This is a genomic window from Corynebacterium sp. H128, from assembly GCF_037482625.1.
Lineage (GTDB): Bacteria > Actinomycetota > Actinomycetes > Mycobacteriales > Mycobacteriaceae > Corynebacterium.
Window position 1 is genome coordinate 106,958 of the sequence record NZ_JBBHKW010000003.1, and the last position, 12,045, is coordinate 119,002.

Here is a 12,045-nt window from a genome sequence, read left to right on the forward strand (position 1 = left end):
CCTTACACGAATGCGGAGCGGCCAGTGACTGCGCGCCCGACGATGAGTGAGTTGATTTCGTAGGTGCCTTCGTAGGTGAAGATGATCTCGGCATCGGCCATGAGCTTGGAGGCCTCGAAGTCCGTGCACATGCCATTGCCGCCGAAGATCCCGCGACAGGCAGCGGCGGACTCGCGGGCCAGGCGCGTGGTGGTGGCCTTCGCCAGGGCCGCGTGCGGCATGTCCATTTCGTCGTCCTGCTGGATGCGAGCGACCTGCGCCATCATCGACAGCGACGCCGTTGCGTTGCCCAGGATGCGCACCAGCGGCTCCTGGATGAGCTGGAACTTGGCCAGCGGTCGGCCGAACTGCTCGCGCTCGATTGCGTAGCGCCGGGCTGCGTCGAACATGGCCAGCTGGATGCCTGCCCCCTGCCAGCCAACCCAGGCGCGGGAGTTGCGCAGCAGCACGTTGGTGGCGGCGAAGGAGGCCGCGCCCGGGAGCTGGTTCTCGGCCGGGATGTGGACGTTCTTGAACTCCATGTTAGCGTTCTGCATGATGCGCAGGCCCAGCTTGCGGGAGATCTTGCTGGTAGATACCCCCTCGCGGTCGAGCTCCACGAGGAAGCCCTTGATCTCATTGTCAGCAACGTCGCGCGCAAAGACGAGGGCGAAGTCCGCAAAAGTACCCGCACCAATCCAGCGTTTGGCGCCGTTGATCAGCCAGCCATCCTGAGTTCGTTCCGCGGTGGTGGCCAATCCGCCGGCAATATCGGAGCCGTGGTCCGGTTCGGTGAGTGCGAAGCAGCCAACCTTCTCAAACTGGCGTAACCCCGGCAGCCAGGTGTCCTGCTGCTCCTGGGTGCCCATGGCGTTGATGAAGTCCACGATCAGCTCATTATGGATACCCACTAACGCAGAGAGGGAGACGTCAGCGCGGGTCACTTCCGCATAAACTAATCCCTTGAACAGGCGGGAGTCGGAGATGAAGTCCAGTTCGCCAAGGCCGTGGGCTGCGAGCTTGGGAAGCATCTCAAATGGCAATTCCTCGCGATCCCAGTACTCGCCCACGTTGGGCCGTATCTCGGTTTGCAGGAACTCATGGATCACTTGGAGTTGTTCCTGTTCTTGGGGGGAAAGCATGTCTGCAACTGCGAGAATATCGGCGTTAGGAAATTCGATATTCGCCAGGTGAGGTTGATTCCCAAGTAGTGGCGGCATGCCCTTCTCCTCTAGTGAACTAGGATAATTAGTACGATTTCACTGCCAAGCGTACAGATTAATGTGCGCCACGTCACTACTTTGAAGGGTTTTTATGCTCACTGCACGTCAACGCGAGCTTTTCGACGCCCTATACACTTCCTTCCTTAGCGAAGGATTTCACTCATTCACTATCGACGGCGCAGTTGCCAGGTTCCACTGCTCCAAGTCGACGATGTACGCGCTTGGAACCTCTCGCGATGAGATCGTCCGGCGGATTTTGGTTACCTTCTTTAAAGAGATCACCCGCCAAGTGGATGCCCAACTGACGGGGATCCGCTCTCAAAAGACAATCTTGGAAACCTATTTTTCCGCCATGACCACGGCACTTTCCCCAGCATCGCCGGAGTTTATGCGAGACCTAGCAACCGAAGAAGTAGCCCGCCCAATCTACGAACTCAACACCATGGCCGCAAACAGGAAAATCTCCGACATTATTGAGCGCGGCGTGAAATCCGGCGAGTTTTCAGCCACCTCCCCCAGCTTTGTCACCCTCCTTATCCAGCACGCAATGGAGCAGATTCAGCAGGGAGACTTCGCCGCCACCATCCCCTTCGGAGATGCCTACCGCGAGCTAGGACAGCTCGTCCTGCATGGAATTTCCGCCCCGCACTAACTTTTTCTCGAAAGCCCTCGCATTTAGTTCAACTTGCAACTAGGCTCGGATTGCGACCTAGATCACAACTGTCATTGTGGCGGAGCTGGCTCACTCTCACCTCCGTCATTGAAGTTGAACTTCACTGTAAGGAGCCACCATGTCCACCATCACCGAACAGTTCCGCGCGGCGCGCGACACCCTCATCAAGCATCAACAGGACTACACCGCGGCCCGCGAAGCCTTTGAATGGCCTCGCTTTGAAAACTTCAACTTCGCATTGGACTGGTTCGATGCCCTGGCCACAGGAGAAAGCAAAGACCAAGAGGCCCTCGTCATCATCGAGATCGATGGCTCCGAGACACGCCGCACCTTCGCCGAGTTGAAGGAGCGCTCGGACCAAGTTGCCAACTGGCTCACCGACATCGGCGTTAAGCGCGGCGAGCGCATCATGCTGATGCTCAACAACCAAGTCGAACTCTGGGAATGCATGCTGGCCTGCATCAAGGGTGGCTTTGTCATGAACCCTGCCACCGCGATGCTCGGCACCGCAGACCTCCAGGATCGCACCGAACGCGCCGAGGTGTCCTGGGTGGTAGTCAACCCTGAGGATGCCGAGAAGTTCGGCCCAGTCACCGGTGAATTCACCATCATCCAGGTCGGCGACGAAGCCCCAGTACAGGACACGCACCCTACGATCCAGTACACCGAGTCTTTTCAGGCAGCCACCGAGTTCACTGCTGGCGTCGCAACACAGGCCGACGAACTACTATTCCTCTACTTCACCTCCGGCACCACGTCGAAGGCGAAGCTGGTGCAGCACACCCACACCTCTTACCCAGTCGGCCACCTCACCACCGTCTACTGGATTGGGCTGACCCCACAGGACGTGCATCTCAATGTGGCAGCACCCGGCTGGGCAAAGCACGCCTGGTCCAACTTCTTCGCCCCGTGGATTGCCGGCGCCACCATTTTTGTATACAACTACTCTCGTTTCGACGCCGCAGCGCTGATGGATACGATGGGCCGCGAAGGCGTAACCAGTTTCTGCGCCCCACCGACCGTTTGGCGGATGCTCGCCCAAGCGGACCTTTCCCGCCTGAAAACCCCACCGACCAAGCTGGTTGCCGCCGGCGAGCCACTCAACCCAGAGATGATCGCCACCGTCGAACGTGCTTGGGGCACCACAATCCGCGATGGCTTCGGCCAGACCGAGTCTTCGCTGCAGATCGCCAACACCCCAGGACAGCCCGTAAAACCAGGTTCCATGGGGCGTCCACTGCCAGGCATGGACGTGCGCCTGATCGACCCCATCACCGGCGAGGAGACCAATCACGGCGAAATCTGCCTGTCCATTGATCCCCGCCCCGTCGGACTGACCCCGGGCTACTACAATGCCGACGAGAAAAACGCCGAGGTTTTCCGTGACGGCTACTACCACACCGGCGACATCGCTGAGCGTGACGACGACGGCTACATCACCTACGTCGGCCGTGACGATGACGTGTTCAAAGCCTCCGATTACCGCCTTTCCCCCTTCGAACTCGAGTCCGCAGTCATCGAGCACGAGGCGGTGGCGGAAGTGGCAGTGGTTCCTTCTCCAGACCCGATCCGCCTCGCCGTACCAAAGGCTTATATCGCATTGGCCAGTGGGTTTTCTCCTTCTGCAGACACGGCCGAGTCGATCCTGAAACACTGTCGTGAGACCTTGGCACCCTACAAGCGCATCCGCCGGATCGAGTTTTATGAGCTTCCAAAGACCGTCTCTGGCAAGATTCGCCGCGTTGACCTGCGCAAGCGGGAAAGTGAGATCCACGCTGGCGACGGCGGGGCTACCTCGGTATCCACTGAGTTCTCCGACGCGGATTTTCCTTCACTGAAGGGTTAGTATTTCCTCATGCCCACCCCTTTTGATCCTGTACTTGAAGCGCAACGCAATTGGCAGCAGCGGGGGTGGGAGTCAGCTTCCCAAGGGATGGCGACGGTTACTTCGCTGGTGCGCATCGGGGCGCTGCTCTCTGTCCAAGCGGACGCGATACTGCGCCCCTTCGGGATCTCTTTTTCCCGTTACGAATTGCTGACCCTGCTCATGTTCTCCCGCTCCGGCGCACTGCCCATGAAGAAGGCCAGCTCACGGCTTAACATTCCGCCAGCCTCCGTGACGCACATGGTCACGGCATTGGAAAAGGACGGGCTAGTTTCGCGATCCCGAGACCCAAAAGACGGGCGCGGGATCCTCGTTAGCATCACGGACCAAGGCATCGCGTTAGTATCCTCGGCAACCCCCGCGCTCAACGAATTCTTTGAATCCCTCAACGTTCAGCCGAATTTGTTAGCAGAGCTGACGGCGTTTCGACGCACATTGGGTGACGCTTGAGCGCTATTTCCCCACGGCGGCGATAATCTCGTTCCGTTTCCAGGAAATGAACTGCTCAACTGTGCCATCAACAAGCTCCACCACCAAAATGGCGGCGGCTAAGGCCTGCTTTTTGTGTATCTTCGCAATGTTCTCGCGCGGAATCCGCACGACCTCGTTAGAGAGATTGACTGCATGTGGCTCAAACACCACCGCATCATCGCTAACAATCAAGTGCCCACCGATAGCAATTTTTCCGTAAATGCCAGTGAAGATCTGCAGTGGCTGCCAGGCAAGCAGTTTCTCGATAAAATTGCTCGGCTTGACAATTCGGCTGGCTGGGGTTTTCATCGTTGTGAGCTCCTAGTCAATTTTCTCTGTCAACCCGAATTCGATCCGCTGCAATGGCCAGATCTTAGCCGTGACTTTACCGGCCACATTCTGAGTCGGCACGGTACCGTTTTCAATCCCCATGTGAAACCGTGAGTCCGCAGACATCGTGCGATTATCTCCCATGACCCATAGCCGGTCTTCGGGAACCACGATCGGGCCGAAGTAGGCGCCGCCACAGTTCTCCGATCCGCTCGCAGCGGCCACTGGCTGGGCTGCAGGCTGCAGGATGAACTCTTGGTTCGTTGCTTTTCCATCGACCATGATCGCCGGATCACCGGGTTTGCAGGACACCGTCTGCCCCGCCACCGCGATAACTCGCTTAACCATTATGTGATCTCCGCCCGGTCCCAGCCCTATCGATCCCAAGGCTTTGACGACGCTCCACGGGGCGGGCTCATTGTGCCAAGACTCCGGGGCATCAAACACCACCACGTCACCCGGTTGCGGCTCGGAAAAGTAGTAGGAAATCTTTTCCGCAACGATGCGATCACCCTGGCACCCGGGGCATCCATGAAGCGTGGGTTCCATCGATCCCGAAGGAACTACATACATCCGCCCGACAAGGACATGAACGACGGCGATGAGCGCAATCGTCATGACAATGACAAGTGCGTATTCTTTGAGAACCTTCACGACTCCTGCAACACCTATTTCTAAAGCGAAAATTGAATATCGATCCCCGTTTTATAAGTGATAGCAAAAATCACGGCCATCCGCTCCTCAAAATTAAAACCCCAAGCATCCCCAGCCACGTGCGTTATACAACAATGACGCGCTGGGGAGCTCGGGGCGAGGCCGCCTACCGACGTGGGCTAGCGGTGCTTGAATTCTGGTTCGCGCTTCTCCACGAAGGCAGCCATGCCTTCCTTTTGATCTTCAGAAGAAAAGAGGGAGTGGAAGGTACGACGCTCGTACTGGATGCCCTGAGCCAGAGTCATCTCATAGGCGGCATTGATCTGTTCCTTAACCATGCGGGACGCAACGAGCGACTTAGCTGCGATAATTTCCGCAGTCTTCAGAGCCTCGTCAAGCAGGGATTCTGCTGGCACAACGCGGGCAACCAGACCAGACTGTTCGGCTTCTTCCGCTGGCATCATGCGCCCGGTGAGGCACATTTCCATTGCTTTTGCCTTGCCTACCGCGCGGGTAAGGCGCTGCGAACCACCCATACCCGGGGTGACACCAAGGTTGATTTCCGGTTGACCGAATTTCGCCTTGTCACCGGCGATGATGAAGTCACACATCATCGCAACTTCACAGCCACCACCGAGGGCGTAGCCGTTTACGGCGGCGATCACTGGAGTGCGCACAGCGGTGAATGCATCCCAACCGGCGAACCAGTCCAAGTTGAACATTTCAGTTCCCGATTTGGTGGACATCTCTTTGATGTCGGCTCCAGCAGCAAACGCCTTTTCAGAACCGGTGAGGATGATGCAACCGATGTCCTCGTGGTCGAGTTCTTGCGCCGCTGCGGCGACTTCCCGCATGGTTTGATCATTGAGGGCGTTGAGCGCCTTCGGGCGGTTCAGCGTGATGATGCCAACGCGACCTTTACGTTCAACCAGGATGTTTTCAAACGACATATTAGATTTCCAGTTCCTTTTCTAGCGGCGCGAAAATGGCGTCGATGTGCTCTGTAGTGACATCCTCGAGGGTAGCTGGTTGCCACTGTGGGTTGCGGTCTTTGTCAATGATCTGGGCGCGCACACCTTCAGCAAAGTCGGGTTGCTGCTGGAGATGGCAGGACACTCGGTATTCTGCACGGAGGGCATCGGCCAGCGTCAGGCTGCGTGCTCGGCGGATGGATTCCAAGGTCACCTTCAGCGCTAGGGGGCTGTTACGACGGATCCGTTTGGCAGCATCAGCTGCCCACTCTTCCTCATGCGCATCGAGCTGGGAAAGGATTTCCTCGACAGAATCAGCGCTGTAAATGCGGTTGATTTCGGCACGTCGCGGTCCGAATCCGACTGGAGCCTGCACCGCATACTTCTCAATGACCCCTACCTGCCCCGTCTGGCACAGCTCGCCGACTAGAGCCTCGATGTCTTGATCCGAAATGAGATAGTCAGCGAGCCCCGCTTCGATGGCCTGCGCGCCCCCCTCATGGATTCCTGTCAGTCCATAATGCACACCGAGGTTATCCGGCGCGTGTCCCAGAATCCATGATCCACCAACATCTGGGGCGAATCCAATCCCGGTTTCTGGCATTCCCAGCCTGGTGGAATCGGTGACGATCCGGTGCGATCCGTGAGCTGAGATACCGACGCCCCCACCGAGGACAATGCCGTTCATGATGGCAACGTACGGCTTCGGGAACTGGGAAATCATCAGGTTCAGCCGGTATTCATCCGCCCAAAAGTCTGCGCCCGCATGGCCGTCGTTAAGCGCGTCCTCGCGTAGGGCTGCGACGTCGCCGCCGGCGCACAGGCCGCGCTCACCTGCACCGCGCACGATAACTAACTGCACGGTGTCATCATCGCTCCAATCTTCCAGCGCGAGGGTGATGCTGTTGGCCATTTCGTGACTGAGCGCGTTCAGGGCTTTCGGACGGTCGAGGGTGATGATACCCGCGTGGCCGCGGATCTCAGTTCGGATCATTCTTCAGTTCGCCTCCATCAGGATTGCTTCACCTTGGCCACCGCCACCGCACAGGGAGGCGCCGACTTTCTTCGCCTCGCCATTAGCCAAGCGATGTGCCAAGTGTGCCACAAGTCGAGCTCCAGATGCCCCGATCGGGTGGCCCAACGCAATAGCGCCACCACAAGGGTTGACCTTGTCCAGGCTCACGCCAAGTTGCTTCGCGGAGTAGACGCCAACAGCAGCAAAGGCCTCATTGATTTCGATGATGTCCAGATCTGCGGCACTCCACCCTTCGCGCTCCAGCGCCTTTTCCAGAGCATGTGCCGGCTGCGCCTGTAGCGAGGCATCAGGGCCTGCGACCTGCCCCGGGGATCGCAGCACTGCCATGACCGCCCAGCCCTCCTCTTCAGCTCGCTCACGGGTGGTCAGCACTACAGCGGCGGCACCGTCCGAGATTGGGGAAGAACTACCCGCGGTGATGGTTCCCTCCTTGGTGAAGGCAGGGCGCAGGCCAGCCATGGACTCAGCAGTTGCGCCGGCGCGAACCCCCTCGTCTTCAGCAACAGTGACATCCGCCTTGCGCTGCTTGATAGTCACCGGGACTATCTCACGCGCCAAGATGCTGCGATGATGTTCCGCTCGATTATGCGATTCTGCAGCCAGGGCGTCCTGTTCCTCGCGAGCCACAGGATAGATGTCCGCAAACTCTTCGGTCAGCTCACCCATGGAGATGGCTTTGCCGGCATCGGTCAGACCATCCCACGCCATGTGGTCGACCATCGTGATCTCACCGTATTTGGTGCCGGTACGAGACTTCGGCAGCAGGTGCGGAGCGTTGGACATGGATTCCATGCCACCAGCCACCACGACTTCTGCCTCACCGGCCCGGATGAGTCGCGCAGAGTCAATCACCGCGGTGAGGCCGGACAGGCACACCTTGTTCACGGTATTGGTGTGCGCGTTCGGTGAAATGCCTGCCCCCAATGCCGCTTGCTTGGCCGGGTTCTGGCCAGCACCGGCCTGCAAAACCTGCCCCATAACCACGGCCTCAACCACATTCGGATCAATATCGCCCAAGGCACCCTTAATGGCGTGGGAGCCAAGTTCCGTGGCTTTCAGGCCAGACAAGCCGCCGAGCAGCTTTCCGAACGGCGTGCGGGCTGCACCTACGATGACAACTTCACTGGTCACAAGACACCTTCTTTCACGGTACGAATTTGTTTCCAACCGTACCGCCATAGCGTGATCTGCGCCACTGTTTTGGGGGAATTGTTAGAAATCGCAGCACCGCTGCAATAGGAGCAGTCTTTTGAAGCGCAACAAAACTCCCCAGCGCAACAGAGAATCTAAGCTAAAACCCATGCAGAGTCTCCCCGAGTTCATCTCGCTACTCCAGTCAAGCGACGCCGTCCCCCACCGGATCACGCTCCGCGCGATAAGGCAATCAGAAGGCGCGGACTTTGGCTGGGTCATGACCCCCGTGATCGTGGCCGCCAACCCGGATGGGTTGTGCATTGAGCGCCACGGCACAGCCGTCCGCGCCTACCGCGGCGAAGCAGACGTGTTCCGCCGCTCCGAGAAAGGCTGCTGGGTGTTTCGCCCCGACGAGCTGCCCACCTATTACCGCGAGAGTTCCTTCGCCGCCTTCGGTGGGGGTGCCCCCTTCCTGAGCAGCGGAGATTCCCTTAATTTCCCAACCACCTTCATGGAAGTCACGCAAGGCTCCTTGCTTGGCAGAAACACCTGGGATGCGCACTTCAGCATGCCGGAGGCCACGTTGCGAATCGACCAAGAAACCGGCGTGCTGCTTGCCATCACCAACAATGAGTTCGAGGTGGAAGCAAGCAGTTTCGAGGTGCTCACCGCAATTCCGGACACCTCCTGGACTGGAGAGGCCATCGACTTCGCACCACCGGCTTCACCCGAAGTCACGGAAACCCCACAAGAACTGCCACCGCTGCGCGATGACCTTCGAGTATGGCTGACCTCCGATATCCTCGAAAGCGCAATTTTCCCCTTCACCGTCGGGGACTGGACCCGCCAGAGCCTAGAGCTCATCCCCGAAAATCGATACACCGAACCTGAAAAGCTTGCCACCCACCGGGTGACCGCACTTCCAGCCCGCTACTCCCACAACCGTTGGCTGGGTTACGCCGCAGGCGAAGGCTGGACCGCTGAACTGAGCAGCACCGAGCCACTGGCAGGCGACACCGAAATCCGCGGCTATGTGGCAATCGACCGAGATCGCCCCGGACCTACCGCCAGCCTGCTCTACATCAAACGACTCTTCGTCCAAGAACGCAGCTTCGGCAGTGACTTCATCACGTGGCGCGAGGTGGACACGACGACCGGATATCGGCCACAAGCTCCCAATGCATCAGTGGAGTGCATTGTGTTGGACGTCGATACGCGCGGCCCAGACCGCCCCGCCCCGGCCCGCGACCTAGCTACGTCGGACGCGGCCATTATCGACGGCCAGTTGTGGCTCCTCGACGCCGACCTCCCCATCGCGCACGGCTTTGATATCCGCACCGGCGCGCAGACGAAACGTACGACGATTCCGGTGCCCGTCGGCACGCGGCTGCGGTTTGCTGCCGGCCAGCTTAGCGACGGCAACACCGCCTTTTCACTTGGCGATAAGTTCGCCTCCAAGCAATCAATGCCGGAATCGCAGCCGATGCCACAGGCGCCCCAGGATTGGTCGATCATGAACGAGTTCCGCGATGGCCTGGTCGGGTTGTGGAATGCGTCTGACATGATCGCCTCCGTGGGCAAGGTGGATGCAAATGGACGCATCGAGGTAAGTCCCTTGCGTGTCCTCGAGCGGCTGATTGACAACGCGATGCGCTGGGGCGACGGCTATGCGGTGTCACTCGGTTGGGGCAGCGGATATCTGCTCGATGCTGAGCTCGCAGTGGTCAAGGAGATCAATGACGGTCGTGGCGTGCCGGTTCCGCTCGGCACGATCGCCGGCTACGAGAGCGAAGACCGGATCGAGTACCTTGATCCAGCAACTGAAGAACCGATGTGTACGCTGCCAGTAGCTGAGTTCCGCACGCGACCAGTGGCGGCCACGCCAGATCTTGTAGCGCACCTGATCGATGGTCGCACCCTGCACGTATGGCAGCGTGGCAAGCAATGGACGGTGGAGCTTAACCGCACCTAACGATCGGCTGCGGGTCATACACGGTGGTGAACGTGTCTCGAGAAATCTCGGCGCCCGACAGGGATCGGATGATGCGGGTATCGGACGTCGTGAAGCCCGGCGCGCCACTGGACGGCTGGCAGGAATCTCCCGGCACCTTCATCTCACGCGGCTGGGTAGGAGCCCAACGCCCGCCAGAAACGGACTCGACTTCCACGGTCTTGACCCCCTTCAGCGCCACCGTCACCGAATCACCTGACACCCCGGCGCTGATCATCACCGGATACTTGGATGTGTTCTTGAACACCAAGTCAATTGCGCCGTCAAAAACGGTCGCCTCACGTCCTGCTGGGTAGCGGGAGATGTAGTAGCTATGTGGCGTGTGCGCGACGTCCTCCATGCCCGCAAAATAGTAGGCGTTATAAAGCGTGGTGGCGAACTGCGAAATACCGCCGCCAACCGCCTTGTCCGCGTGACCGTTCATGATGATCCCAGATTCCACAAAGCCCTGGGCGCGACCACGTGGGCCGGTCCAGCCGTTGAGGGAAAAGGTATCCCCCGGCGCCACGATTGCCCCATCCACCAGCGCAGCAGTCTTAGCGATATTCGTACCCGAGGCCCCCGAGAAACCACCGGTGGTAAAGGATCCGATCGTGTCATCGAAAGTGGCAGTCTCCGCCATTTCGGTAGTGAAAGTAGCCTTTTCATCAATGTAAGTGGCTTCGAAAGTGCGCGGCGCTGCCCCAATAACCCGCGCCGGGAAATCAGCCAAGACCTTTTCCCAATCGATCTTCACGCCGTCAACGGACGGAGTCACCGCCCGGCCACTACCAGCAAAGGAGATATCAGCGTTCTTCTTCTTCACTTCCGTCTTGGATAAGTTCTCCGCGAGAATCCCGCGCGCGGCCTCCACATTGACATCGGTTTTGAAGCCAGCCCCCTCCGGAACGAAGGTCACCACTTCCCCCATGCGCTCCACTGGGATTTCACCGGAAACGCCGTCACGGCCTGAAACTACGATCGGGCCAGAAACAGCCACCTTCGCATCGCCTTCCACGGCTTTCTGAAGCGCTGCTGCACCAATCTCAGGCTTGGTCACCTCCGGTTGCACGGCAACTCCGGCCGGATCGAGCCAATCACTAACTAGCGCAGAGCGCAGCGCTGCCGTATCGACGTTTTGGCCGTCGATAGGCTGCGTCGGTGCCACCTTGCCATCTGCCAGAGCTACCGCTGCATTCGACGGCGCGAAGGTCAGTTCCTGTTGCACTCGCGTGAGCTCAGGGGCAAAGCGAGCTTCATCAACTGCGCTGACTATCCCAACTTCCCGCTCGGAGAAGAAAGAAGACACCCGGTCAATTGGGTTGAGCGGCTGCGCACCAGCGGCATCGACAGTGGCCTGCCAATCGACAGTGAGCCCCGCAGTAGTTGGATCAACGTGTGCCTGCCGTTGTCCCGCAGCCACGTCCACTGGTTCAGTTGTCCGCGCAGACAATTCCTCCGCGAGTTTCGCGGCGGCCGCTTCCGGCGACATTCCACCTACAGGCACGCCAGCGATCGTGGTCCCTCGAGGTACTTGATCCTGGGTGAGGAAGTAATCAGCACCGTATGCAAGGCCACACAGGCCGAATAAGCCAGCAAGAACGCCAGCGACTATCGCGCCACGCTTCCGCTTAGGCTTCGAGGAATGATCTGAGGACATACAACTCCATGCACAAAGTGACTATTAACTCCCCCAACC

At 58.9% G+C, this 12,045-nt stretch carries 11 protein-coding genes; 4 read left to right on the plus strand and 7 right to left on the minus strand.

The features are described 5' to 3' along the window. Window positions 1-2: 2 nt before the first annotated feature. Complete coding sequence (locus WG915_RS03920; protein ID WP_339564068.1) at window positions 3-1,199, minus strand: acyl-CoA dehydrogenase family protein; 1,197 nt, start codon at window positions 1,197-1,199, stop codon at window positions 3-5. A 94-nt stretch (window positions 1,200-1,293) separates the two neighbouring features. On the opposite strand from WG915_RS03920, the gene WG915_RS03925 reads away from it, so the two are divergent. The 3 genes from WG915_RS03925 to WG915_RS03935 all read left to right on the plus strand — a co-directional run bounded on the left by WG915_RS03925 (window position 1,294) and on the right by WG915_RS03935 (window position 4,210). After that, window positions 1,294-1,854 carry a TetR/AcrR family transcriptional regulator gene (locus tag WG915_RS03925; protein ID WP_339564069.1) on the plus strand — a complete coding sequence of 187 codons (561 nt, stop codon included), beginning with the start codon at window positions 1,294-1,296 and terminating at the stop codon, window positions 1,852-1,854. A 139-nt stretch (window positions 1,855-1,993) separates the two neighbouring features. Then, window positions 1,994-3,721: an AMP-binding protein gene (locus WG915_RS03930; RefSeq protein WP_339564070.1), complete on the plus strand. Its 1,728-nt coding sequence runs from the start codon at window positions 1,994-1,996 to the stop codon at window positions 3,719-3,721. Window positions 3,722-3,730: 9 nt separating this feature from the next. Next, the gene (locus WG915_RS03935) at window positions 3,731-4,210 is read left to right on the plus strand and encodes a MarR family transcriptional regulator (RefSeq protein WP_339564071.1); all 480 of its coding nucleotides are present in this window, start codon (window positions 3,731-3,733) and stop codon (window positions 4,208-4,210) included. Window positions 4,211-4,213: 3 nt separating this feature from the next. Here WG915_RS03935 and WG915_RS03940 read toward each other — a convergent pair whose 3' ends face one another. The 5 genes from WG915_RS03940 to WG915_RS03960 form a co-directional block, all read right to left on the minus strand. Continuing rightward, window positions 4,214-4,540, minus strand: a complete 327-nt coding sequence (locus WG915_RS03940) for a hypothetical protein (protein ID WP_339564072.1) — start codon at window positions 4,538-4,540, stop codon at window positions 4,214-4,216. A 12-nt stretch (window positions 4,541-4,552) separates the two neighbouring features. Next, a complete protein-coding gene (gene lepB / locus WG915_RS03945) occupies window positions 4,553-5,215 on the minus strand; it encodes a signal peptidase I (RefSeq protein WP_339564073.1) in 663 nt (220 codons plus the stop codon). Window positions 5,216-5,394: 179 nt separating this feature from the next. Next, on the minus strand, window positions 5,395-6,165 hold the full coding sequence (locus WG915_RS03950; RefSeq protein WP_339564074.1) for an enoyl-CoA hydratase: 771 nt from the start codon (window positions 6,163-6,165) through the stop codon (window positions 5,395-5,397). A gap of 1 nt (window position 6,166) precedes the next feature. Further along, the gene (locus WG915_RS03955; protein ID WP_339564075.1) at window positions 6,167-7,180 is read right to left on the minus strand and encodes an enoyl-CoA hydratase/isomerase family protein; all 1,014 of its coding nucleotides are present in this window, start codon (window positions 7,178-7,180) and stop codon (window positions 6,167-6,169) included. Between the two features lie 3 nt (window positions 7,181-7,183). Further along, window positions 7,184-8,401, minus strand: a complete 1,218-nt coding sequence (locus WG915_RS03960; RefSeq protein ID WP_339564076.1) for an acetyl-CoA C-acyltransferase — start codon at window positions 8,399-8,401, stop codon at window positions 7,184-7,186. Between the two features lie 121 nt (window positions 8,402-8,522). Between WG915_RS03960 and WG915_RS03965 the strand changes: the two genes are divergently transcribed. Beyond that, window positions 8,523-10,328 carry a hypothetical protein gene (locus tag WG915_RS03965; protein WP_339564077.1) on the plus strand — a complete coding sequence of 602 codons (1,806 nt, stop codon included), beginning with the start codon at window positions 8,523-8,525 and terminating at the stop codon, window positions 10,326-10,328. On the opposite strand, the gene WG915_RS03970 is transcribed toward WG915_RS03965, so the two are convergent. After that, window positions 10,315-12,006 (minus strand): VanW family protein, encoded by a 1,692-nt coding sequence (locus WG915_RS03970; RefSeq protein WP_339564078.1) that lies wholly within the window; start codon window positions 12,004-12,006, stop codon window positions 10,315-10,317. The two genes, WG915_RS03965 and WG915_RS03970, sit on opposite strands and share 14 nt — an antisense overlap. Window positions 12,007-12,045: the final 39 nt, after the last annotated feature.